Source organism: Kitasatospora arboriphila (genome assembly GCF_039528095.1).
Lineage (GTDB): Bacteria > Actinomycetota > Actinomycetes > Streptomycetales > Streptomycetaceae > Kitasatospora > Kitasatospora arboriphila.
This window is the reverse complement of the sequence record NZ_BAAALD010000006.1, coordinates 15,233-38,555: the sequence shown is the minus strand read 5'-3', so window position 1 is coordinate 38,555 and position 23,323 is coordinate 15,233. Positions and strand designations below refer to the sequence as shown.

Here is a 23,323-nt window from a genome sequence, read left to right as displayed (position 1 = left end):
CCCGGCCCGGACCCCTCCGGGCCGTTCCACCCGACCGGACTTGACGGATCGTCCCCTCCGACCCCGCGCCCCGAACCGTCCGGGGCCGCACGGCTCCGGCCGAGCGTCGTCGGCGGGCGCTGCCCGGCGGCCCTAGCCGATCCGGCCGAGGCGGTCCGCCGCCCGTCGGCCCCGCCGGGAGCGGTGGGCGGCCGCGGCGGTGGAGACCGCGTCCGGCAGCCAGGACGCCACGTCGTCGACCTCCGGGATGCGCGGGCCTTCCCGGTTCGCGTCCCCGATGGCCTCGAACAACCTGTCCTTGTCCCGGGCGAACTCCGCGAGCAGCCGGGCCGGGGAGTCGATGCCGCACTCCACCAGCAGGCCCAGGGTGGCGGCGCAGTCGAGGCGGTCGTGGAGCTGGGTCAGCTGGGCGATCTGGACGAACCGTTCGACGAGCACCGGCGAGACGTCGAGGTACTCGGCCAGGACGGCGCGCTGACGGGCGGTCGCGGTGCGGAGCAGGAAGTCCGTCGGGGCGCTGAGCCCGGCCTCGACGAGCGCCGGCCGGCAGGAGTCGAAGACCGGGAGGTCGAGGAAGGTCGAGGCGGCGGCCGTGAGCTCCTGGTACTCCTTGCTGTCGTGCAGCCTGGCGAGGCAGGGGTCCTTGCGGGCCTCGGCCCTGAGCGCCTCGGTCGGCAGGGCGATGCGCAGGTAGTGGATGGCGGTGCGGTCGGACACCCGGGGGCGCCGCGGGTCGAGGCCGGCGAGGCGGGCGTACTCGTAGGCCAGCCGCGGCGGGGGCGCGGACCTCATGAAGGGGTGGCGGGCCGACCACACACCGGAGAGCGCCGCGATCTCGTGCTCCATGGCCTCGGCGACGGGGCGGATCTGCCGGGCGAGGGTCATGTGCTCCACGTCGTCCGTGTCGGTCTCCACGCACTTGCGCGCCAGTTCCTCGACCGCCATCTTGGCCTTGCTCGAGGCGTCCATGTCCCGGCCGCCGGTGGCCGCGCAGCGGTTGATCCACTGGGAGGCGCTGCGGTACAGCGCACGGATCACCAGGACGTCGGGGCAGAGCGCCTTGACGACGGCCAGCTGCTCGTCCGCCGCGTCGGCCAGCTGCCGGTAGGCGTAGCTGTCGTGCCGCGTCGCGTCCTGGAGGGCCCAGAGATGGTCGACGCGGGCGAGGATGTTGCCCGGGTCCTCGTCGACGGCTCTGGCCAGCAGTGCCGTCCGCAGGCCGGGATCGTCGATGAGCGAGCGACTGGTCGCGATCACCTGCAGGGTGACGCTCCGCCAGTTGGTGGCGCCGCAGAGCTGGTTCCTGAGCCTGGGGTGCGCCCGGCTCAGCCGCAGCAGCGTCACCGCGGCGGCGCCGGTGAGCAGCTGGGCCTTCGCGCGCTCCCGGGCGTCCTCGCTCCTGCTCAGCGGGAGGAACAGCTCGGCGCGGCTGAAGATGTCGCTCTCGGCGTGGCGGCCGTTGCGGGAGAGGGTCACGGTGATCCGGTTGTCGTCCATGATGGCGGCCCGCACCCGCCAGGTGAGGTCCGGCCGGACGGCGAAGAAGAGGCCGGAGAGGGCCGCGGCGATCTTCCCGTTCGGCAGGGCGCTGAGGTCCTCGGTCTTGATCGTGCTCAGGTGCATGGAGCTGGTGATCGCCCGCAGCCGCATCGGCGGGGTGTCGATGCCGAGGTCCTGGACCCGGGCCAGCAGGTAGTCGGTGGCCACCGCGTCGTTCTCGCCGTCCGGGGACTGCACCGACACCTGGACGCGGAGGTTCTGGCCGAAGGTCGCCGCGGTGAGCAGGATCCCGTCGAGCGCGAGCACCGCGTAGGTGGTGAGGAGCCGTCGGCCCGGGTCGTCCAGGACGACCGTGCGCAGCAGCAGACCCAGGCCGCCGACGCCCAGGAGCGGGACCAGCAGCCGCCCCCAGTAGGTGAACGCCCCCGCCAGGGTGGGCCGCCAGGCGCGGAACAGCCGCCCGAGCGTCTGCCGGCGCGACTCCCGCTCGGAGGCGAACCGGTAGCGGCCGTGGGTCCATGCGGCCGCGAGGGTGACCGCCGTGGGGAGGACGACCAACACCGTCAGGTCGGCCGGCCAGTCGCTGAGTTCGCCCGGGTCGAAGGGGTGGAACATCTGGTAGACCGTGAACATCAGGGCCGACCCGATCAGCAGGAAGTAGCCGGCGATGCCCAGCGAGATCCGCCACGGCCTGGGCCAGGCGATCGAGTCGACCTTCACCACGACGCCCGTGAGCAGCCCGCTCAGCGCCACCAGGGCGAGGAGCAGGATGGCGGCGGCCGTGAACAGCTGGGTCATCGGCAGGACCCAGCGGTCGTAGAACAGGTCCCAGCGGGAGAGGGCCAGATCCTGCTGACGGGCCGTGATCGCGTCGAGGCCGGCCGCCGCCTCGGCGTTCTCGGCGTCGTTGCCCAGCGCCTCCCGGAACTTCCGTTCGGCCGCCGCGAGGTCACCCGCCTGGAGGAACTCCTGCCCGGCGGCGGTCGCCTGGGCCGCGACCTGGCGGTGCGCGGCGACCAGCGTGAGACCGAGCGACGCGCAGGGCAGCGGGTCGCCGTCCTCCGTCTGGGTGTAGAGCGCGGTGGCCTGCGCCAGGTGGCCGGCCTCCAGCGACTGCTGCGCCAAGGCACAGAGCGCGGTCGGGTCGGCGGCCGCGTACCCGGGGGCGGCCGACGCGGTGAGGGCCGCGACCACGGCCAGCAGCACGGCGGCGGTCGTCCGGCGTGGGTGTCTCGGCATCATGCACACCTTGAGTCCGCTCGGTCCCCCGTTCACGAACGATAGGGTGGCCCGCCGCACACCGCCGGTCGGGCACCACCGGTCGGACGACGCCCCGCTGCTCCTCCCGTGGGCGTCGGCGGGTGGGCGGGCGTGGAGCCGCGGGGCTTCGTCCGTGTGTGCGATGCGAGGGCGTGCGCGATTGCCTGAGCGCCCCCGGCGCATTCCGAGGGTGCCCCGGTGCGGGGTGAGGTCGGCGCTGTGCCGTTCGCCCGGGAACGGGTCGGGAGTCGCGGTCACCGTCCCGGCGGCCGGTGTGGCGCGGCCGCCGAGGGGTAGCCTCCCGCCTCGATCCGCCGGCCGTCCCGGCGCGGCGGCCTGCACGGGGGGAGACGGACCATGACGAATGCCTGGCGGCGGGTGCGCCGGAGTGCGGCGGTGCTGGGGGCCGCACTCGCGATGGCCTGCGCGGTGCCGTCAACGGCGTCCGCGAGCGTGTGGGACGACAACACCGATCCGATGATCCGGTGCTCCGGCGACGCCAGGACCATCGCGAGCCTGCCGATGACCCCGGAGTACGGCGGACCGGTCGTCACCCACCTGGAGGTCCGCTACTCGCCCTCCTGCGGAACGAACTGGGTACGGGTCTGGAACCCCTACGCCACCGGCACCCACGAGTCGTACCTCACCATCCGCCGCGACCAGCCCGGCGGCGGGGGCAAGGTGACGGCCCGTCTGCGCGAGTACGGATACCAGTGGACCTACCAGATCTGGGCGCCCGGCTGCATCTACGTCTCGGCGGCCCTCGTCAACCTCACCACCCACCGCGTGGACGCGGGCGGCTTCAACCAGGAGGTCAGGGTCTGCTGACGCCCCTTCCGGGCGCGCTCGTCGCCGAGATCGCGGGGCGCCGTCACAGGCTCAGCAGCAGGTCGCGGACGGCGGCGGGTCGGGACAGGAACGGGTGGTGGCCGGCGTCGAGTTCGACGACGTCGTCGGCGCGGCGGGCGAATTCGCGCTGCAGGGGCGGCGGGGTGCCGCGGTCGCGGGTGCAGACGAGGTAGGTGGAGGGCAGCTGCTGCCAGGCGGCCGCGGCGACCGGTTGCCCGAGCACCTGGACGCTCTGCCGGGCGAGGTGGTCCGCGGCCTGCGCCCGGACGTCCGGGTCACAGTCCTGGAGGAACGTGTCCACGAGCAGGTCGGGGCGGACGCCGAAGGTGCCGGCGTCGGGGTCGACGTCGAGGAACGGGGCGGGCGTGCCGTCGCCGAAGTCCGACAGGCTCTGCCCCACTTCGGGGAGGTAGCCGGAGACCAGCACCAGGTGGCGCACCGCCCCGACACCGGCGGCGGCCTCCGCGGTGACGATGCCGCCGTAGCTGTGGGCGACCACCACGGTGGGTTCGTCGCCGTCCAGCAGGGCCCGCCGTACCGCCGCGACGTCCTCGGCGAGCCCCGGACCGCCGGTGCCTCCGGGCGTGCCCGCCTCGCCGCAGCTCGGCAGCGCCGGAGCCACGCTCCGCACCCCTCGTTCCTGCAGCAGCTCAGCCGTGCGGTGCCACCACCACGATCCGTCCCGCACGCACGCCCCGTGCACGAACACGACCCTCATCCGCGCCGCCTCCACGTCCGCCTCGGCCGCCCCGACCCGACCAACGGTAGACGCCGGCCACCGTCACCACCGGGAACCGGGTCGACGGGGCCGCGGCCCACGGGCGCCGGCAGCCGGTCGGTACTGTGATCCGGTCGATCGTCGAGAGGTGCCCACCATGGTTCAGAACGCGGCCGAGCCGCACGCCACCACGCGGCCGGCGCTGCTGCAACTGACCGGGGTGAGCCGCTCGTACGGCGACCGGGAGGTCCTGCAACCGGTCTACCTGTCGGTGGCCGCGGGTGAGTGCGTGGCGCTGGTCGGCCACAACGGGTCGGGCAAGTCGACGCTGCTGCGGCTCGCGGCCGGCCGTGACCTGCCGAGCCGGGGCACCGTCCGGTTCGACGGCCTGGCGATGGACGAGAACGACCCGCGGATCAGGGCCCGGGTGGCGGTCGTCGGCGACACCGTCGCCTGCTACCCCGACCTCACGGTGCGCGAGCACCTGCTGCTGGTCGCGGTCGCGCACGGGATCGCCGACGCCGCCGCGTGGGTCCAGCAGGTGCTGGAGGACCGGATGCTCGACGAGCGGGCGGACGCGCTGACCTCCGCCCTGTCCTCCGGGCAGATGCAGTCCCTGCTGCTGGCCTGCGCGCTCGTCCGGCCGCGGGACCTGCTGCTCCTGGACGAGCCCGAGCAGCGCCTCGACCCCGGCGCGCGCCGACGCCTCGCCGACCTGCTCAAGGCGGAACTCGCGGACGGCGTGGCGGTGCTGCTGGTCACCCACCACGCCGACCTCGCCCTCGCGGTGGCCGACCGGGTCGTGGTGCTGGAGGAGGGCCGCGTCGTCCGGCAGGGCGTCCCCGAGGCGATGCTGGCCGCGGAACTGCTGCTCGCGGAGCTCCCGGCCGCCGGGTCCGCGGGGTCCGCCGGGTCCGCAGGCGACGTGCACGACGGGGAGGACCGGTGAGCGGCCCGGACGGCCCCGCGGTCGCCGCGGAGAACGGGCCCGAGGAACCGGCCCTCGCGACCGACGCCCTGCCCGCCGAGTGGAGCGACGCCGACGACTGGACCGACGAGGCGCTGGCCCTGCTGCGATCCCTGCGGACCCCGCACCGTCTCAACCGGGTGCGCCAGGTCGCGTACGCGCTCTACTGCACCGTGCTGATCCTGGTCGTCTGGGGAGGCGTACCGAGCCTGGGCCTGTTCCTGCAGGCCGCGATGGGCGCCGACTACACCGGCGGCGGCCCCGCGCTGCTGGCCGCCGTGCCGGGCGGCGTCGCGGCCGTCGGGCTGGCCGTCCTGCTGCTCGCCGTGCGCGACGGGCTCTGGCGCGGCCCGGTCGTGCCGCCGCGGGCCACCATCGACTGGCTGCTCGTCCACCCGGTCCGCCCCGGGCCGGTGCTGCGGCCCTGGTTCCGGCTGTCCTGCGGGCTCGCGGTGTTCCCCGGGATCGTGGCGTCCGCGGGCGCCATGGTCGTGCTCGGGCTGACCGTCCGGGCCGGACTGCCCGCCGCCCTCGCCTGGTGCCTGATCGGCGGGACGTGCCTGCCGCTGCTCGGTGTCTGCGCCGCGCTGTCGGTGGAGCGCAGCGAGCGGGCCGCCCGCCTGGCGCGCCGGCTCACCCCGTACGCCACCGTGCTGGTCCTCGGGTTCGCCGCGCAGAGCGCCCTGGCCGCCGCGGGGCACTCCGTCCACTGGCTGGACCGGGTCGTGCTGTGGTCGGGCCCGTGGGGCTGGGCGGGGATCGCCGCCCTCGCGCCGACGCCCGCCGCCGTCCCGGGGAGCGGGGCGGCCGCCGCCCTGCTGATCGTGTCGACCGTCGTCGGCCTGGTGCGGGCCGACCGTGCCGCCGGCACCGTGTCGCTGACCCTGCTGCGGGAACGGGCCAGGAACGCCGCAAGCGTCCTCGCCGCCCTGCGGACGGTCGAACCGCGCGCCGCACGGCTGGCCGTGAACGCCGCCACCGGCGGTGACCGCCGGCTGAAGGTCCGGCTGCCCGCGCCCCGCCGGGCCTGGCTCGTCGTGTACTGGCGGGACACGCTCGCCCTCCTCCGCTCGCCTGCGCGGCTCGGCCGGGCGGTGCTGCTGACCGTGCCGGCACTGCTGTGCGCGGTGCCCGCCCACGCCGCCCGGTGGAACGTCTCGCTGGCCGCCACCGGCCTCGCCCTGGTCTTCGGCCACCTCGCCGTCGCCCAACTGCTGGAGCCCGCCCGGATCGACACGGACGACGTGCGCCGCGCCTCCTGGACGCCGTTCCCGTTCGCCGGCCTGATGCTGCGCCGGTCCGTAGTCCCCACCGTGCTCGGCGCGCTGCTCGGCGCGGCGGGGAGCACGGTGGCCGTGCTCTGCGGTGCCGGTCCGGCGGCCTGGCTGGCACCGGCCGCCGTCCCCGCACTGGTCGGCGCGGGCCTGGTGAACGCCTGCCGGGGCGCGGCCCGCCGCGACCTGCTGTACCGCCCGGCGCAGGCGACCGGCGGTGGCGCCGGCAACATCGTGGCGTTCGCGGCCTGGTACGCGGCGGGCCCCGCCGTGGCCGTGCCGCTGCTGGCGCTGCCGTTCTCCGCGGCACTGCGCGGCGGGACGGTGGACTCGCTGGGCCGGGCGGCCGTGGTCGGCGCGGTCGTGGCGGTGGGGCTGTTCCACTGGGCCCGGGTCAGGGCGGAGAAGCTGCCCGCCCAGGCCCGGCCGGGCCGGGCGGGCTGAGGCCGAACCCGCGCCCGGGCCCGTGCCCGGACCCGTGCCCCGGGTACGGACCCGGGGTACGGGGGCGGGGCCGGTGACGACGTCGAGCGGACGGGGGAGGAGAACGAATGTCGGAGGCCGACGAACCGATCCACGACCACCTGGTGGACTCGGCGGCGTTGCGGCCCGACGGCCGCGTCGCCGACCTGGGCTGCGGCAGGGGCCCCACGCTGGCGGCCTTCGCCCGCCGGTTCCCGGGTGCCCGGCTGATCGGCCTCGACCGGTCGGCGGCGGGCGTCGGGGCCGCCCGGGAACTGTTGGCGGACCATCCGGGCGGCGCCGCGGTCGCCGTGGCGGACCTGTCAGGCCGGCTCCCGCTGCCGGACGGCAGCGTCGACGCCGTGGTTTCGTACAACGTCCTCGAGTGCCTGCCGGACCCGGCCGCATTCCTCGTGGAGGCCGCCCGTGTGCTCCGGGCCGGCGGCCGGGCGGTGGTGGCGCACGTCGACTTCGACTCCCTGGTGGTCGCGGGCGCGGGCCGGGAGCTGGACCGGCGGATCTGCCACGCCTTCACCGACGACCGGCAGCCCTGGATGGACCACGCGGACGGGAGGATCGGACGGAAGCTGCCCGGCCTGGTGAAATCCTCACCGCTGTCGCTGGAACGGGCCCACCCCTGGGTGACGAGCTCGACCGAACCGAGCGGCCACGCCGCCCGCCGGATCGACGGCATGCGGCGGGCACTGAGCAGTGCCGCATCGCAGGGGCGCGGTGTCGTGTCCCTCGCGGAGGTCGAAGCCTGGCACGACGCGGTCCGGCTCGCCGCGGACCGGGGACGCTTCTTCCGTCGCCGAGACGGCGGTCGTGGTGACCGCGCGGAAGTGAGCCCCGTCCCGGCCGTGAACCGACGACGGGTCCGGGCAGCACCGGATGCCCGGACCCCCACCCGCCTGCGGGGCACCCACGACCGGGATGGCACGATCGGCCCATGACGATTCCCCCTGTGCGCGCCCTCCGCGGGCCGGTCCTGCCCCACCTGCCGGGCGGTCGCTGATGCTCGGCTGGTTCCGCCGTCGTCGCGGCACCGAGGACGGCCGGGGCGAGGAGATCGTCTCGCGCCGGATCCCGATGGCCTCGGTGGGACGGCCCGTCCCCGCCGAACTGGCCGAGCTGGAGACGGAGGCCGAGTCGGGCGACGTCCTGGCGATGGCGAACCTCGGCGCGGCCCTGATCGCGGTCGACCGCGCCCGGGCACTCACCTGGCTGACCAGGGCCTGGGACGCCGGCAACGTCGGCGCCGGCTTCAACCTCGGCACCCTGCACTCGCTGGCCGGAGACACCAACCGCGCCCAGGTGATCTGGGAACGCAGCGCCGCCCTCGGCGACCCCGACGCGATGCTCGGCCTGGTCCGCCAGGCACTCGACCGCGGCGACCGGGCGACCGTCGACCGCTGGGCCCCGCCGATCCTCGACCAGGACGAGGCCTACCCCATCACCGCCCTGGGCGTGGCCTTCCGGGACCACGGCGACCCCGACCGGGCCGTGCAGGCCTTCCTGCGCGCCGAGTCACTGGGCGATGCCTACGCCATGGAGTACCGGGCCCGCCTCCTCGACGCCCGTGGCGCGCACGCGGAAGCGGCGGCGCTGCGGGCACGGGCGGAGACGGCCGAGCGGATGATGTGAGTCGTCCCCGGACGGAGACGGACGGCCGGCGGCGCCCCTTCGGCGTCCGGCGGTCATGCCCGGAGGGCCAGGCCGAGGAGGGTGATCGCGCCCAGGACGGCGAACAGGGCGCTCATGCCCCGTGCCGGACCCGGCAGGGTGCCCGGCCGCAGCGGCACCCGGCCGCTGAGACCCACCAGGCCCAGGACGATCGCCAACAGGCTCCACCCGAGCAGGACCCGTCCGGCTGTCCGGCGGTCGCAAGTGACGTCATGTGCAGGATGATCCGCCCGGGGCCGATCACCGGTCAACGGCGGTCCGCCGACCGTCAGGGGCCGTGGCGGTGCGTCAGGAAACGGCCCGCGGAGCAGGTGATCGCGAACCGGCGGCCCGCGGCGGCGTGTTGGACGACCATGGCCTGGTTGCATTCCTCCTCGACGAACGGAGAGCCGGTCATGACGACCGTCGCGTACGGAGCGCACCCGGACCAGGTGGCGGACCTCCACCTGCCACCGACCGGCCGGGGCGGGGCGCCGGCACCGCTGGTCCTGCTGCTGCACGGCGGCTTCTGGCGCGAGCCGTACGGCCGCGCCGAACTGTCGCCGCTGGCCGCGGACCTGGCCTCGCACGGCTGGGCGGCGGCCAACGTGGAGTACCGGCGGGTGGGCGGGGACGGCGGCTGGCCGACGACGTTCCTCGACGTCGCCCGAGCCGTGGACGTGCTGCCCGAGGAGGTCGGCCGCATCGCCGGCGGGACGGTGGACACCGGCCGCGTGCTGCTGCTCGGGCACTCGGCGGGCGGACACCTGGCCCTGTGGGCGGGCCTGCGCCACCGCCTGCCCGAGGGATCACCGGGCCGCACCGCCGACGTGCCCCGGCTCACCGGCGTGGTGGCCCTGGCTCCGGCCGCAGACCTGCGGTGGGCCCATGACCTCGGTTCCGGTCGCGGAGCCGTGGCCGACCTGCTCGGCGGCGGTCCTGCGCAGTTCGCCGAACGCTACGCCGCGGCCGACCCGGCCGCCCTGGGCGGGGTCGAGGTGCCGACGGTGGTGGTGCACGGCGAACAGGACGAGAACCTGCCCGTGGGGATGGCCCGGCGTTACGCCGAGGCCGCCGGTGCCCGTCTCCTCACCCCCGGGAACTGCGGCCACTTCGACCTCGTCGACCCCCGCTCCGCGGCGTGGCCGCTGGTGGCCGCGACCCTGGAGGACCTGCTGGCTGCGCCGGGGGAGTGACGCGCAGCTTCTGACCCGCCGTCAAGGGGCCGGGGTGCGAGGGGACCGCGCCCCGGGCCCCCGGGGTGGACCGGCGGATCTCTGCGCGCTATGTTTTGAACGCGTTCAATAAGTCTCGGTCGGGCGAGGGGGATCGTCATGGAGCGGGTGGCCGTCAACGACGCGCCGGTGCCGACGGGCGCGCGGGTACTGGCCGCACTGGCCACGGCCTGCGCACTGCCCTTCGCCATCTGGTGGACGGCGGTCGGCGCGGGCCTCGACGGCGGCTGGTGACGGGCACGCTCCTCACCCTGCTGCCCCAGCCCGCCGCCCGGGCGCGTGACTTCCGCCGGGCCTGCTGGCTGTTCGCCGGACTGCTGCTCGCGGCCTCGGTGGTGGGCGTCCTGCTCGGCTGGTTCCTGCGGGCGCCGGCGGCCCTGGTCCTGCTGGCTGCGGGCGCCAGGTCCGACCTCCGCCCGGAGTGCCTGTCGACCGTCCTCGGGGGCGCGGTCGCGTTCTTCACCCTCGCCGGCTTCGGCACCATGGTCTTCGAGCAGGTGGCGGCTCCGCACTTCCGCGAGCCCACCGCCTTCACGGCCACCGTGGACGGCGCGCCCCCGCCGGTCGTCGCCCGGGAGCGCGACGGCGCCCTGACCGGGATCCCCACGCTGGGCCACGGCGCGACCGCCGTCTTCTTCCACGACGAGGGCGGCAGGCGGGAGGGGCGGATGACCGTCCAGTTCTCCCCGGACACCCCGCGCGCCGAACTGGACATCCTGCGCGAGCGGATCGGCGCCCTTCCCGGCATCCACGACGTGAAGCCGTGCGACCCCTCGGCCGGCGACTGCAACTGACGGACACGGGACGGAAGCGGGCGAGCCGGCCTGCAACCGTCCACCGCCGCCGTCCACGGCGCGGGCGCCGAAATCACGTCAGATCACGGAGCCGGCCTTCGGGCCTCCGGGGCAGGTGCCCCGCTCACGACAGCCGGCCCGACCCGTCGAGGAGCGTGACCGCCGGACGTCGAGCCGCGCCGCGCTGCCGGTCGTCACCCGGCCGACCGGCGCCGGGAGCGGCATCGCCCCGGGTGGCCGGTTCTCGACCCCGCACCCTGCGTGATGGGCGATGATCACGGCGTGAGCGTATGGTGGGTGGGGCGCAGGGACGATCTGCTGGCCCAACTGACAGTCCTGCTGGTGTACTTCGGTGCGGACCCGCTGGAGGATCCCGGCACCGGCGAACTCGCCCGCACCGCGGCCGCCCTGGCGGGCGAGTACCGGACGAGCGACCGGGGCGAAGGGATCCGCCACGCGGCGACCCTCCTGCAGGAAGTCGCCGCCGAACTGTGCGCGGCCGACCGCTTCCGCGGCACCCTCCTGCCCGTCGTCAACCGCCACCTGCGCTGCGCCGTGGCCCTGTTGGTGCGGGCCCGCGCCGGCCTGGGGACGGCGGCCGGCCCGGGCGGCGGGGGGGGGCCGCGCACCGGGGCTGCGGGCTAGCCCCCGCGGTCTGCCGACTCCGTCCCGGCCCGGACCCGGCAGGCCGGGCCCCGGGAGGACCGCCTGCGACACGCGGCGGCGCGCGGGACGGCCCGATCGGTGCACCGGCGGCCGACGGCGTCCCGGCGCACCCGGTCACCGCAGGGCCGCGGCCGCTGTCCGCGGAACGGCGGAACCCGTGCCGGACCGCGGCCCGGCCGCGGGCCCAGAGGTCGAAGATCGGGCTGGGACGTGCCTTCAAAGGTGTACGGATGCCGCACAGGGGTGCCCCCCGCGCACCCCTGAATCGACCACCCGAGCGCCCTTTGAAGACAGCTCCTACAGCGGGTCACCGAGGTTGGTGACGTCGGCGCCGAAGCCGCCCGACCAGGAGCTGGTGACCCGGTAGTCGACGCGGCACCCGGCCGTGGCGGCGCCGGCGCCGTGCACCGCGAGGCCGGCCCCGCCGGCGGCCAGCAGTGCGGCACCCGCCAGGGCGCCGTACCTGCGACGGGTTCGTCGGTGGCCGTGCTGGGGCATGGGGCGCCTTCCTTTCGGACGGGAACGGCGGGCAGGAGCCGCGCAGTCACATGTCGCAGTCGGGCCGTGGGAGGTTGCCGTCCCCCTGAGCGCTGTTCCTGCGCGGGGTGGTTCGGCGGTGTCCGTTCGGGCGGCTGCGGCGGCCGCGACCGGGTGGCCGCCTGCGGCACCGGTGGGGACCGCGCCACCCGCGATGCGCAGGGTGCGGTGAACTCCTCCGGGGGAGCGGCCCGTCGGGCCGGGGGAGACGCTCTCACCGGCCGACGGCGGCGGTCCGTCCTCGAGCTGCGGCACCGGCGTGGACCGCAGCGTCCGCGATACGCGGTGTGCGGTGAACTCCCTTGAGGAAAAGGGTTGTTGCGCGCAGCGAAACTCCGTCGCCATGACGGTGCCGTGTCAAGCAGCACGACGCGCCCGCACCGGCCGGGGTGCCGGCGTGCCGCCGGCCGGTGCGGGGGTCCGCGTACGGGGTCAGTCGGAGAAGTCCTGGGTCATCCACAGGGTGCCGGAGGAGTCGCGGAGGAGCTTGATCCCGACGTGGTGGAAGGCCGGGTTGAGGATGTTCCGACGGTGGCCGTCGTTGGGCGGCTGTTCGGCGAGCATGTCGTTGGTGAGGCCGAGTGCCATGCCGGCCATGCCGTCGGTGGTGTCGGCCACCGGGCCGCCGTCGCCGATGTTCTCGCCCGCGGTGCTCCACTGCACGCCACCGGCGTGTTCGCGGTCTCCGAAGGCGGCCTCGCCCGGGCACTGGTGCTGGAGGCCGCAGCCGGCCGCCATGGTGTGGTTGTGGGCGTTCGCGCTGGTCTGCAGACCGGCGAGCATCTGCAGCGGGGCGACGCCCTGGGCGGCACGCGCCTGGTTGATCAGGTTGAGCACCTGGTTCGCCGCTGCGTCCGCGGCCGAGCCGGAACCCGAACCGGAGCCGGAACCCGAGCCGGAGCCGGTGGTGGTGGGCTGGGCCGTCCTTGTCGGGGGAGCGGCCGCCCGGGTCCTGGTCGGGGCCGCCGTGGCCGTGACGCGCTTCTGGACGGGGACGGTGGTGGTGGCGGACGCGCCGGGCAGGCGGGTCGGGCCGGTGGTCTGCGGGGACGCGGCCGCCGACGGCACGGCCGACCGGCTCGGCGTCCCCGCCGGGTCGACGGTCGGCAGCTGCGGTTCCGGTGCGGCCGCCGTCGTGGTGTCCTGCGGGCCGGAGGAGAGCGCCATCCTGCCGCCGACCACCGCGGTGGTGGCCGTCGCTGCCACGGCGACCACCGCGAGCAGGGGCTTGGCGGCGGACCCGGACCCGGCCCGGTGCCTGCCGGGCACCGCCCGCCGGTGCGACCCGCCGCCCGCCCGGCGCGTGGACGGGCCGGGCCCGTACCGGTCCACCGGCTCCCCGCTCGGGTACTCCGTCATCTGCTCTCCTCCGTCGACCGGTCGACTGCCCTTCCGGACAGGAGACCCTCATCCGGGCCGGGGATAACGGAAATCGCGCGAATGTTCACGGAAAAACTGCCGCCGCCGACCGTGGCGCGGCGCGGCACGGTCCGGCCGGCCGTTGCAGGCCGCTCAGGGCACCAGCAGCACCAGGACGGGACCGGTGGCGAACGTCATCGCGCTGCCGCCGGGCAGGGTGAACGACGTGCCCGCGGCGGGGTCCGGACGGCTCCAGCTGACGTCCCACACCCGGCCGTCGCGCAGCACCTCCGCCCGGCCCGCGCCGGTGGTCCGGGTGAACACCTCGTTGTCGGGATGGCCGGCGTTGAAGTCGGTGAAGAGACCGGGCACCGTGCTGACGTGCTGGACGACGACGGTCGCCGTCCCGGACCAGGCCGGGTGGCCGTCCACCGCGACGCCGTACGTGCTGCCGTCGAAGCGCACGCCGATGGACGCGGAGGGCAGGTGCCAGGTCATGGCGTCGAGCGTTCTGCCGCCGTCCGGTGCGGTGCCGAACACGAAACCGGGGGAGCGGGCGGGAACGGACGGGAACCGGGCGAGGACCTGGTGCGGGTCGAGGAAGGTGGGGTCCACGGCGTCGTGGGTGAACGCGCCGGGGTCGTTCGGCGGGGTGACGTTCTGCACGTCGGCCCGCTCCAGGAGCGGAAGGAGGCCGCTGATGGCGCCGCTGTAGGCGAAGTCCAGGCGCCCGTACTGCTGCAGGAGCGGGATGTCGGTCTGCCGGGCGGAGCGCACCGGGCCGATCAGGGCGGGCAGGTGGTTCGCGTCGTACACGGCGAGGAACCGGGAGAGGCCGCCCTCGACCTGGATCCAGTACACGATGTCGGCGCGGGCGAGTCCCTGCTGGATCGACTGGACCCGGGCACCGACGTTGTCGATCTTCACGGCGAGGGTGTTGCCCGCCGTGCCGACGTTGTCGAGCGGGTTCGGGAGACCGGGCACTCCTGGTACTCCTGGCAGTGCGGACTCCGGGGCGTCGGACGGCGCGGGCACGCTCGGTGCCGGGACGGTGGACGCGGCCGGTGCCCTCGGTTCCGGGGCGCTGCCGGCACAGCCCTGGAGGGACGCGAGCCCGATGCCGGCCCCGGCCGCCGCGAGCGGCAGCCCGATCCGGGCGCGGACGCGTCGCCGCGGGCCCCGGGCCGTGGTCGCGCGGGCGGTGCTGCGGATGTCCACCGGAGCTCCCTTCCCGACCGGTGGATGCGGTCGTGATCGGCAGCCGGCGTGAACCGACGTCTGCAGCAGGATGTGCCCGCACGGCCGCGGAATACTCCCGCCCGGAGCGTCGTCTTCCGCCCCGGGGAGCACGGCCGGGGACCGCCGGCCCGGTGGTCCGCGGCCGGCTCGGCCGGTCCCTTGACCAACGGCGTTTCCCGGTACCGAGAATGAGTGACCATCACTCGTTCGGGGGGACCGATGAGGGCAACGGTGCGAACGGCCGCCGTGGCGCTGGCCGTGCTGTTCGGGCCGGTGGCGGCCGGCTGTTCCGCGGGCGCGGACCGACACGCCGGTGTCGAGGCCGAGGCGGTGACTCTCGCCGACGCGCCGGTGCATCTGCGGATCACCGGACTCGCCGGGGGCGAGCAGGTCACCGTCACCTCGTCCGCCGACGACCACCGCGGGCAGCAGTGGCAGGCCCGCGCCGTGTTCCGCGCCGACCGGCACGGCACCGTGGCGCTCGACACGGCGGCCCCGCTCGCCGGCGGATCGTACGCCGCCGCCGACGGGATGGGGCTGTTCTGGTCGATGGACCCGGTCGGCCGGCCCGCCGACCGCTCGGGATTTCTGCCGGTCTTCCCCGAAGCGAGGCCCTCCTTCGATGTGCGGATCACCGTGACGGCGCACGGCCGGGAACTGGCCGGCCGGACGCTCACCCGGCAGTGGACGGGCGCCGGGGTGTCCACCGAACGGCTGACCGTGGCCCGCGACCACGTCGACGGCCAGCTGTTCCTCCCGCCGCCGGGCACCCCGGCGAAGTCGGCGGTGCTGGTCTTCGGCGGCTCGGAGGGCGGCGACAGCCAGCGGTACACGGCGGCGCTGCTCGCCTCGCACGGCCATCCGGCCCTCGCCGTCGCCTACTTCGCCGAGCCGGGGCTGCCGGCCACCCTGCACGACGTGCCGCTCGAGTACTTCCGGACGGCCGCGCGCCTGCTCGCCGCGCAGCCCGCGGCGGCGTCGGCGCCCGTGGTCGTGATGGGGTACTCGCGCGGCAGCGAGGCCGCCCTGCTGCTCGCCCAGGACTACCCCGACCTCGTCCGGGGCGCCGTGGTCTACTCGCCCTCCGCGCAGGTCAATCCCGGCCTGCCGAACGGCGGCGACGCCTGGACGGTCGAGGGCCGGGCCGTGCCGCGGCAGCCGATCCCGCTGGACCGGGTCAGCGGCCCGATCCTCGCCGTCGCGGGCGAGTCCGACCTGCTCTGGCCGGCGCCGGGATGGGCGCGGGCGATCGGCGCGGCGGTGCCCGGCGCGAAGCCCCGGCAGGCGCTGGTGTACCCGGACGCCGGCCACGGAGTCGGCACCTTCCCGTACCTGTCCGCCCCCACGCAGTTCGTCAACCCGACCAGCGGCCGGGTGGACCTGCTCGGCGGCACCCGGGCGGGCAACGCCGCCGCCCAGGCCGCCGGCTGGCCCCGGGTGCTCGCCTTCCTGGACGCGGTGCCGGCGTGACACCCGGCCCCGGCACCGGTGCGGCCGGCGGACCCCGGTGGTGCCGGCGCCGTCGGCGGCGGGCCGGTCAGGTCAGCTCGTCGGCCAGGGCGGCGACGAACGCGGCGAGCTCGGCCGGCGCGACCGGGTCCGGTACGGCCTGCGGCAGGGCCGCGTGGGCCAGCCGGACGTGCTCCCGGATCCGCTCCTCCAGCCAGGCACGGCCCCCGCACTCCTCGACGAGGTCGGCGACGTGCCGGAGCCGGTCGAGGGTGGGCTCGGCGGTGTCGTCGTAGAAGGCGGCCAGTTGGTCGCGGGCCGGCCCGCCGGACCGGAGGGCGACGGCGGCGAAGGCCCGGGACTTGCGTCGCCGCAGGTCGGCCAGCGGGTCCTCGAGGGCGTCGCGGGAGGTCCCCCAGACGCCCTCCCAGTCGTCGAAGAAGGCCATCGCCATCCCGGCGTGGTAGCCGAACCGCTCGGCGGCGGCCAGCTCGTCCTCACCGGCGCCGCGCACCAGGGCGCCGGCGAGGCAGACCCCGGCGGTGGGCAGGGCGATCGTCTTCTCCAGCAGTTCGACGGCGAGGTCGGGGCTCATCCGCGAGGTGCCCTCGGACTCCAGGTCGCGGACCTGTCCCGAGCAGCACTCCCGGATCGCGCGGGCGGCCCGGCGGATCAGCTCGGTGGAGACCGGGTCGCCCACCTCGGCGAGCAGCTCGAACGCGAGGCAGTGCAGGGCGACCCCGACCTGGATCGCGGCCGGTGCGCCGAAGGCCGCCCAGAGGGTGGGCCGGCCCTTGCGGAGCATCTCCCGGTCGACGATGTCGTCGTGGACGGTCCCGGCGGCCGACATCAGGGTGCCGGCGAGGGCGGCCGTCCGGGCGGCGTCCCACGCCTGCGGGGTGCTGCCCGCGCACAGCAGGGCGACCAGCGCGGGCCGCCGCCGGAATCCGACCGGTGACGTCGGCCGGCCCTCGGCGTCGACCCACCCGAAGTGGTACTCCGTCATCCGCCGCACCGGCTCGTCGAGCCGGTCCACCGCCGCCCGCAGCGCGGGCTCCATGTAGGCGATGACGTCCTGGGTGATCTGCTGCGAGGTGCGTACGGTCTGCACGAAGGTCTCCGACATTCTCGAGTCGCCACGGAACGGCGCCGCACCTCCTGCGACGGTCGGCGTGGCCCTCCTGACATGACGCCCCGGCCCCGCATCCGCCGCAACCCGGCGCGGGCGCACCTGCTGCCGGTGGGCCGGCGCCGGGGCGAGCGGCCGTCCCGAGCGACCGCCGTCCTGTCCCACGGGCACCTCCACGTCCGAACCGCCACGAGAATGCCGCCTATTGACGCCGCATCGCCCCGGTGCTTCACTCTCCACCGCGAGTGAGAGAGCGCTCTCACGGCATCGGGGGCCGGTTCCGGACCCCTCCCCACCCATCCACGCCAGGGAGAGTCATGTCTGTCACCCCGACCCGCCGGACCGTGCTCCGCGGTGCAGCGGTCGCCGCCGCACTGCCCGTGGCCGGCACTCTCGCGACCGGCCCGGCCTCCGCGGCGCCGGATGCCCGCGACGCCACCGGCCTGGGCACCAACGTCCTGGTCTTCGACCCCTCCATGGGCGACGCGGCGATCCAGGCCCGGGTCGACGCCGTGTTCAAGATCCAGGAGTCCAACCAGTTCGGCACGGAGCGGTACGCCCTCGCCTTCAAGCCGGGCACCTACAACGTCGACATCAACGTCGGCTTCTACACGCACGTGCTGGGCCTCGGCCAGAGCCCCGACGACGTCGTCATCAACGGGCACGTCACCGCCGACGCGCAGTGGTTCCAGGGCAACGGCACCCAGAACTTCTGGCGGGCCGCCGAGAACCTGTGCATCGTCCCGCCGGACGGCCTGGAGCGGTGGGCGGTCTCGCAGGCGGCCCCGATGCGCCGCACCCACGTCAAGGGCAACATGACCCTGTGGCCCAGCCCGCCCGGCAACCGCTGGTCCAGCGGCGGCTTCCTCGCCGACAGCGTGGTGGACGGCCAGGTCGAGTCGGGTTCGCAGCAGCAGTGGCTGTCCCGCAACGACACCTTCGGCAGCTGGACGGGCGCCAACTGGAACATGGTCTTCGTCGGCACCCAGGGCGCTCCCGCCCAGAGCTTCCCCAGCCCGCCGATGACCACGGTCGACCGGACCCCCGTCGTCCGGGAGAAGCCCTTCCTCACCGTGGACGCCCACGGCTCGTACCACGTCTTCGTCCCCGCCCTGCGCCGCAACTCCACCGGGACGACCTGGGCCTCCGGCAAGGCCGCCGGACACGGCATCCCGCTGTCCGCGTTCCACGTGGCCCGGCCCGGCGACTCCGCCAGAACCCTCAACCGCGCCCTCTCCCAGGGCCGGCACCTGCTGTTCACCCCGGGCATCTACCGGCTCTCCGCCCCGCTGCAGGTGACCCGGCCCGGGACGGTCGTGCTCGGCCTGGGCCTGGCCACCCTGCAGGCCGTCAACGGGAACTCGCTGGTCGAGGTCGCCGACGTGGACGACGTCACCGTCGCGGGCCTGCTCCTGGAGGCCGCCTCCGCCGGCTCCCCGGTGCTGCTCCGGGTCGGGGAGGGCCGCAGCCGCCGGAACCACTCCGGCCGCCCCACCGCGCTCTTCGACGTCTTCGCCCGCATCGGCGGGGTCGTGGCCGGCGGCACCGAGGTCGCCATCCGGATCGACAGCAACGACGTGATCGTCGACCACATCTGGGTCTGGCGCGCTGACCACGGCCTCGACGGCAGCGTCGGCTGGTCGGTCAACCCCGCAGGCACCGGCTTCCTCGTCAACGGCGACCGGGTCACCACCTACGGCCTGTTCGCCGAGCACTTCCAGAAGTACGAGGTGCTCTGGAACGGCAACCACGGCCGCACCTACTTCTTCCAGAACGAGCACCCCTACGACGTCCCCACCCAGTCCGCCTGGGTCCACCACGGCACCCGCGGCTACGCCGCGTACAAGGTCGCCGACTCCGTGACCGACCACCGGGCCTGGGGCCTGGGCAGCTACTGCTTCTTCAACCTGCAGGCCGACATCTACGCCGACCGGGCCTACGAGGTCCCCGACACCCCCGGCGTCGTCCTCACCGACCTGATGACCGTGTGCCTCAACGGCCCCGGCGGCGGAGGCATCCTGCACTGCGTCAACAACAGCGGCGATCCCGTGCAGAACGGATTCGGCACCTACTTCATGAAGGGCTACTCGAACGGCGTGGCGACCGTCTGACCGCCACCGGGGCGGTGACCGGGTCTCCCGGCACCGCCCCGGCGCGGCGGCCCCGGGCCCCGGCCGGGAACGACGCCCCCGACGTCCCTCGAGAAGCCGTCCCTGGAACGACTCCCGCAACTCGTCCGGCACCGGGCGCTCCACGACCGTCACGCGAGCAGCCTGCGAGCCCCGACGAGATGGCCTCTCAGGAGGCCAGGACCTGGCGGGCGGCCCGGACCTGGGTCTCCAGGCCGGCCTTGGCCTCGGCCATCGCCTTCCCCTCGGCGGCGATCGCCTCCTGCTGGTAGGCGTAGTCCACCGCGTACCAGATGCCCACCACGTTGTGCTCGTGCCGGCAGCCCGCGTCCGCCTCGGCCACCCGGATCTCGTGCGGGGTGGGCATGGGCGTCCTGTTCCACTCCGGGTCGCCCATCGCCGCCACCGGGTCCGGGTAGTCGAAGCCGCTCCCCTTCATGCACTGCGACCACCGGGCGAACGCGGCCCGCGTGCGCGTGTCCTGCTGGGACTCGCTCAGCGTGCGGAACTTGAGGGTGACGGCCGTCTGCGGGTCGCCGATCTGCCCGTCCACAGCACCGGTGAGCCGCTGGTTGGCCTCGCCGAAGCAGCCGTGGTCGGGCACCTTCCGGCCGTTGACGAGCTGGCCTCCCGGGCCGAACCGCTGCTTCGGGTCCGAGGAGCCGGTCTGCGCGATCGTCTCCTCCCGTGACTTCGGTGCCGGGGCCGACCGGGGCTGCATCTTCTCGGCGGGGACGCCGCCCTCCGGGTGGTAGCCCCAGGTCGCCATCGTCGCGGCGTTCTGCGGGCCGTAGCGGCCGTCGATCCGGGTGGTGGGAGCGTCGCTGCCGCGCAGTTCCCTGGGCGACGCGGGGAAGGCGAAGGTGAATCCGAGCCGGGTCATGCAGGCGGTGACCAGCTTGGCCTGCGCCTGTTCGACCTGGGTCTGCTGCTCGTAATTGAGCAGGTAGCCGTCGAGGGGCAGCGGCCTGTCGTTGGCCGAGTCGAGCGCAGGTACGGCGGAGACCGAGGGAACGGGGTCCGTGCGCGACGGGGAGGCGGTGCCGGGCTTCGGCTCCGCACCCGCGCTCGCGCAACCGGCCAGCAGGAGCGGCAGGGCGATCAGCAGGGCGGTGCGGCGCGGGCGTCGTGACACGGGTGGGATCTCTCTCTCGCGAGGAGGACTCGGTGGATCGGCGGCCGCGGTGGTCCTCGGCCGGTGGGGACGGCCGGGGACCACCGCGGGAGTCACCCGGGCCCGGACACGGACCCGGGCGGGCTCGGACGGACCCGGACAGGCCCGGACGGGCTCAGTGGAAGGCGCCCGAGGCGTTGTTGTTCTTCAGCGCGCTGTTGAGGTCCACGGTCTTCCAGGCCGGGATGGTCTGGCAGGCGTACCTGCAGTCGTACCAGCTGTTGTAGTAGACGACGAAGTTGCCGCCGTACCAGCTGTCCACGGCCGCGGCGTGGTTCTTCACCGTGTTGCCGACACCGTTGCTGCCGTTGAGGCCGGGCTGGAACCAGTAGGCCCCGTAGTCGTGGATGTCACCGCCCTGCTGGAAGTAGGCGCCGTAACCGTAGGCGCTGGAGTTGTAGTAGAGGCAGACGGCGTGGGTCTCGCCACTGCAGTCGTAGTTGATCGCCGAGGCGGTGTCCGCCGTGGCCAGGCCGGTCGTGGCAACGGCGGCGGCCACGCCGGCCGCGGCGAGGAGCTTCCTGAAGCGCATCTCGTTCCTCCTTACGACGCCGGCACCTCCGGCGTTCGCTCCGAGCGGTCCCGTCGGTGGTCTCCGGGCGGTTGCGGCCCCATCTTGGGGACGGCCCGTATCGCCCCGGTAGCGCCGTCGTAGCGCGGACGCACCGTGGGTGCCGGGACGACACCGCCGGGGACGGGGACCGGGGACTCCGTCGACCGGCGGCTCCGCCGCGTGGGCGCGGGCGGCCCCGGACCGCGAAGGAACCGGCGGACCGAGGACGTTCGGCGGCCTCCGCCGCCACGGCGTCGACGTCCCGTCACCGGTGCGGCCACCGTTCGCCCGCGCCGGACCACGACCGGATCGCCGCCGGACGGGGTCCACGAGGGGGTCTGACGCCCCGACGGGGTCTCCTGACCTCGGCCCGTCAGGGTTGAGGCCGGGGTGTCGGGACGGTCGGCGCGTGAAGCCGGCCTCGTCGCCGAGTGGGCCCGGGGAGCAGCGCCGGGATTGCTCCCGGTCCGTTTCCCCGGACCTCTCGACGCCGACAGATCACCGCCCGCATCGCCCGCCGCGGCACCGAGTCCTCGACCCGCCCCGGCCGGCACCGCCGGGTCGTCGAGCGCACCGTCGCCCGGCTCGGCGGCTTCCTCAGGCTCCACCGCCGCCACGAGCGTAAGGGCGCCACTTCGCGGCCTTCGCCACCATCGCCGCCGACCTCATCCGCCGCCGCAGACCCGCCACATGAGATGACTTCTTTACACGCCACCGCCCGCCCGGGACGATCAACCGGACGAGTCAGGGGGGACCGTGCACACAGCCAAGGATCCGAAGCTCCACATCGTGCTCGGCCCGGTCTTCCTCCTGGCCGCCGTCCTCATGGGCGGCTCGGGCATCGCGGCCCACGTCGAGTACGCCGGAGCCCCGCACGTCCGGGCGACCGTCCTGGTGGCCGCCTACGACCGCACGGCCCGCGGCACCACGGCCCGCGTCATCACCGTCGCCGTCCCGGACCCCGTCCCCCTCGACGACCTCGGCTCCGCCCCCGACGACCTCGTCCCGGGCGACACCGTCACCGTCCTCAGCCGCCCCGGCCACGCACTGCTCCCGAGCCAGCTCGGCTGGTCCCGGCTGCTCGTCCCCGCCGTCATCGCACTGATGGGCCTCGTCAGCACCGCCCTCGGCATCGACGCCTTCCGCAACGGACCCCCGCCCGCCCCCGGCGACCCCGAGGCCTGGGACTGACCACGCGCCGCAGAACGCTGCACCGTCGAGGACGACGGCCGAGGACCACCGGCGCGGACGGCCGACGCGGACCGGGCTGTCGGCAGTGGGGGCGCCGACAGTCGCGGGTCCGGGACGTCAGCCGGCCAGCGCCCGGGCGGCCGCCCGGACCTGGGTCTCCAGGGCCGCCCTGGCGGCAGCCATGGCCGGGGCGTTGGCCTTGATCGCCTGCTCCTGGTAGGCGTAGTCGACCGCGTACCAGACGCCGACCACGTTGTACTCCGCCCGGCAGGCCGCGTCCGCGGTCGCCACCCGCACCTCGCGCTCGGTGGGCAGCGCGGTCTTCCGCCACTCCGGGTCGCCGACCGCCGCCAGCGGGTCCGGGTAGTCGTACCCGCTGCCCTTCATGCACTGCGACCACCGGGCGAACACCGCCCGTGTCCGGGCGTCCTCCTGAGAGTTCTTCAGGGTCGAGAACTTGATGTCGTCGGCGGTCTGCGCGTCGCCCACCCGGCCGTTGACGGCCCCGGTCAACTGCTTCACCGACTCCCCGACGCAGCCGTGCTCCGGCACCGTCTGCCCGTTCACCACCTGCCCGCCGGGACCGAGCCGCTGCTTGGGGTCGGACACGCCGCGCTCGGCGGCGGCCATCTCCGGCGTGGTCGTCCAGCCGCCGCCCGGTACGTCGGGGGTGGCGCGGATCCCGCCCTCCGGGTGGTACCCCCACTTCGCCATCAACGCGGCGCTCTGGTGCCCGTAGCGCCCGTCCACCCGGCTGGCGGGGGCGTCGCTGTCGCGCTGCTGGTCGGCCGAGCCGGGAGGCTTGTACGTGAACCCGAACCGCTTCATGCAGCGGGACACCAGCTCCTGCTGCGCCTTGGCGACCTCGGACGCCTGCTGCGGGTTCAGCAGGTAGGCGTCCAGCGGCAGGGGCTTGTCGTTCGCCGACGCGAGGGTCGGTGTCGCGGAGACCGGCGGCGGCGTCACCGGCGCGGTCGGCGGTCCGTCCACGCCGGGGTTCGAGGCTGCGGCGCTCGCGCAGCCGGCCAGGAACAGCGGCAGGGCGATCAGGAGAGCGGCGGGGCGGCGACGCCGGCGACTGGACACGGGAGCGAAGGCCTTCCTGGTCGGCGGGGCTGGCTGGGCGGGCGGTGAGCCGCGCCGGTCCCCGGGCGGGGGGGCCGCGGCCGGGGGCGG

23 protein-coding genes are annotated in these 23,323 nt (G+C 75.1%); 12 read left to right on the top strand and 11 right to left on the bottom strand.

The window, feature by feature from the left end; genetic code table 11:
• Nucleotides 1-132: 132 nt before the first annotated feature.
• Nucleotides 133-2,739: a hypothetical protein gene (locus tag ABD353_RS05030; RefSeq protein WP_344622236.1), complete on the bottom strand. Its 2,607-nt coding sequence runs from the start codon at nt 2,737-2,739 to the stop codon at nt 133-135.
• A 378-nt stretch (nt 2,740-3,117) separates the two neighbouring features.
• Between ABD353_RS05030 and ABD353_RS05025 the strand changes: the two genes are divergently transcribed.
• Nucleotides 3,118-3,588: a DUF2690 domain-containing protein gene (locus tag ABD353_RS05025; protein WP_344622235.1), complete on the top strand. Its 471-nt coding sequence runs from the start codon at nt 3,118-3,120 to the stop codon at nt 3,586-3,588.
• A 43-nt stretch (nt 3,589-3,631) separates the two neighbouring features.
• Here ABD353_RS05025 and ABD353_RS05020 read toward each other — a convergent pair whose 3' ends face one another.
• Entirely contained in the window at nt 3,632-4,327 is a 696-nt protein-coding gene (locus ABD353_RS05020) for an alpha/beta fold hydrolase (protein WP_344622234.1), read from the bottom strand.
• Nucleotides 4,328-4,484: 157 nt separating this feature from the next.
• Between ABD353_RS05020 and ABD353_RS05015 the strand changes: the two genes are divergently transcribed.
• The 4 genes from ABD353_RS05015 to ABD353_RS05000 all read left to right on the top strand — a co-directional run bounded on the left by ABD353_RS05015 (nt 4,485) and on the right by ABD353_RS05000 (nt 8,674).
• On the top strand, nt 4,485-5,276 hold the full coding sequence (locus ABD353_RS05015; protein ID WP_344622233.1) for an ABC transporter ATP-binding protein: 792 nt from the start codon (nt 4,485-4,487) through the stop codon (nt 5,274-5,276).
• Entirely contained in the window at nt 5,273-7,012 is a 1,740-nt protein-coding gene (locus ABD353_RS05010) for a hypothetical protein (protein WP_344622232.1), read from the top strand. The genes ABD353_RS05015 and ABD353_RS05010 overlap by 4 nt, the downstream gene beginning before the upstream one ends.
• Nucleotides 7,013-7,119: 107 nt before the next feature.
• A complete protein-coding gene (locus ABD353_RS05005) occupies nt 7,120-7,983 on the top strand; it encodes a methyltransferase domain-containing protein (protein WP_344622231.1) in 864 nt (287 codons plus the stop codon).
• A gap of 61 nt (nt 7,984-8,044) precedes the next feature.
• A complete protein-coding gene (locus ABD353_RS05000; RefSeq protein ID WP_344622230.1) occupies nt 8,045-8,674 on the top strand; it encodes an SEL1-like repeat protein in 630 nt (209 codons plus the stop codon).
• A gap of 53 nt (nt 8,675-8,727) precedes the next feature.
• Here ABD353_RS05000 and ABD353_RS04995 read toward each other — a convergent pair whose 3' ends face one another.
• Together ABD353_RS04995 and ABD353_RS04990 are read right to left on the bottom strand one after the other, a co-directional pair.
• Nucleotides 8,728-8,871 carry a hypothetical protein gene (locus ABD353_RS04995; protein ID WP_344622229.1) on the bottom strand — a complete coding sequence of 48 codons (144 nt, stop codon included), beginning with the start codon at nt 8,869-8,871 and terminating at the stop codon, nt 8,728-8,730.
• A gap of 110 nt (nt 8,872-8,981) precedes the next feature.
• Nucleotides 8,982-9,110 (bottom strand): hypothetical protein, encoded by a 129-nt coding sequence (locus ABD353_RS04990; RefSeq protein WP_344622228.1) that lies wholly within the window; start codon nt 9,108-9,110, stop codon nt 8,982-8,984.
• On the opposite strand from ABD353_RS04990, the gene ABD353_RS04985 reads away from it, so the two are divergent.
• From ABD353_RS04985 to ABD353_RS04970, 4 genes are all read left to right on the top strand, one after another.
• On the top strand, nt 9,109-9,888 hold the full coding sequence (locus tag ABD353_RS04985; protein WP_344622227.1) for an alpha/beta hydrolase family protein: 780 nt from the start codon (nt 9,109-9,111) through the stop codon (nt 9,886-9,888). The genes ABD353_RS04990 and ABD353_RS04985 overlap by 2 nt on opposite strands.
• Before the next feature lie 138 nt (nt 9,889-10,026).
• Nucleotides 10,027-10,161 carry a hypothetical protein gene (locus ABD353_RS04980; RefSeq protein ID WP_344622226.1) on the top strand — a complete coding sequence of 45 codons (135 nt, stop codon included), beginning with the start codon at nt 10,027-10,029 and terminating at the stop codon, nt 10,159-10,161.
• Nucleotides 10,158-10,721 carry a hypothetical protein gene (locus ABD353_RS04975; protein ID WP_344622225.1) on the top strand — a complete coding sequence of 188 codons (564 nt, stop codon included), beginning with the start codon at nt 10,158-10,160 and terminating at the stop codon, nt 10,719-10,721. Before ABD353_RS04980 ends, ABD353_RS04975 begins: the two co-directional genes overlap by 4 nt.
• Before the next feature lie 282 nt (nt 10,722-11,003).
• Complete coding sequence (locus tag ABD353_RS04970; RefSeq protein ID WP_344622224.1) at nt 11,004-11,366, top strand: hypothetical protein; 363 nt, start codon at nt 11,004-11,006, stop codon at nt 11,364-11,366.
• Between the two features lie 318 nt (nt 11,367-11,684).
• Here the strand turns inward: ABD353_RS04970 and ABD353_RS04965 are convergent, their stop codons facing one another.
• The 3 genes from ABD353_RS04965 to ABD353_RS04955 form a co-directional block, all read right to left on the bottom strand.
• Nucleotides 11,685-11,885, bottom strand: coding sequence for a hypothetical protein (locus ABD353_RS04965; RefSeq protein WP_344622223.1), 201 nt, complete (start codon nt 11,883-11,885; stop codon nt 11,685-11,687).
• A 471-nt stretch (nt 11,886-12,356) separates the two neighbouring features.
• Nucleotides 12,357-13,283, bottom strand: a complete 927-nt coding sequence (locus ABD353_RS04960; RefSeq protein WP_344622222.1) for a CAP domain-containing protein — start codon at nt 13,281-13,283, stop codon at nt 12,357-12,359.
• A 153-nt stretch (nt 13,284-13,436) separates the two neighbouring features.
• On the bottom strand, nt 13,437-14,267 hold the full coding sequence (locus ABD353_RS04955) for a DUF3048 domain-containing protein (protein WP_344622221.1): 831 nt from the start codon (nt 14,265-14,267) through the stop codon (nt 13,437-13,439).
• A 486-nt stretch (nt 14,268-14,753) separates the two neighbouring features.
• Here ABD353_RS04955 and ABD353_RS04950 point away from each other — a divergent pair, with 486 nt between their 5' ends.
• On the top strand, nt 14,754-15,992 hold the full coding sequence (locus tag ABD353_RS04950; protein WP_344622220.1) for an acyl-CoA thioesterase/BAAT N-terminal domain-containing protein: 1,239 nt from the start codon (nt 14,754-14,756) through the stop codon (nt 15,990-15,992).
• 67 nt (nt 15,993-16,059) lie between these two features.
• On the opposite strand, the gene ABD353_RS04945 is transcribed toward ABD353_RS04950, so the two are convergent.
• Nucleotides 16,060-17,082, bottom strand: a complete 1,023-nt coding sequence (locus tag ABD353_RS04945; protein ID WP_344622219.1) for a polyprenyl synthetase family protein — start codon at nt 17,080-17,082, stop codon at nt 16,060-16,062.
• A 335-nt stretch (nt 17,083-17,417) separates the two neighbouring features.
• Between ABD353_RS04945 and ABD353_RS04940 the strand changes: the two genes are divergently transcribed.
• Complete coding sequence (locus ABD353_RS04940; RefSeq protein WP_344622218.1) at nt 17,418-19,211, top strand: adenylyl cyclase; 1,794 nt, start codon at nt 17,418-17,420, stop codon at nt 19,209-19,211.
• A 187-nt stretch (nt 19,212-19,398) separates the two neighbouring features.
• Here ABD353_RS04940 and ABD353_RS04935 read toward each other — a convergent pair whose 3' ends face one another.
• Both ABD353_RS04935 and ABD353_RS04930 read right to left on the bottom strand, forming a co-directional pair.
• Nucleotides 19,399-20,364, bottom strand: a complete 966-nt coding sequence (locus ABD353_RS04935; RefSeq protein WP_344622217.1) for a hypothetical protein — start codon at nt 20,362-20,364, stop codon at nt 19,399-19,401.
• A gap of 154 nt (nt 20,365-20,518) precedes the next feature.
• Nucleotides 20,519-20,935 carry a hypothetical protein gene (locus tag ABD353_RS04930; protein ID WP_344622216.1) on the bottom strand — a complete coding sequence of 139 codons (417 nt, stop codon included), beginning with the start codon at nt 20,933-20,935 and terminating at the stop codon, nt 20,519-20,521.
• 777 nt (nt 20,936-21,712) lie between these two features.
• Between ABD353_RS04930 and ABD353_RS04920 the strand changes: the two genes are divergently transcribed.
• Nucleotides 21,713-22,147, top strand: coding sequence for a hypothetical protein (locus ABD353_RS04920; protein ID WP_344622215.1), 435 nt, complete (start codon nt 21,713-21,715; stop codon nt 22,145-22,147).
• Nucleotides 22,148-22,264: 117 nt separating this feature from the next.
• On the opposite strand, the gene ABD353_RS04915 is transcribed toward ABD353_RS04920, so the two are convergent.
• On the bottom strand, nt 22,265-23,233 hold the full coding sequence (locus tag ABD353_RS04915) for a hypothetical protein (protein ID WP_344622214.1): 969 nt from the start codon (nt 23,231-23,233) through the stop codon (nt 22,265-22,267).
• Between the last annotated feature and the right edge of the window lie 90 nt (nt 23,234-23,323).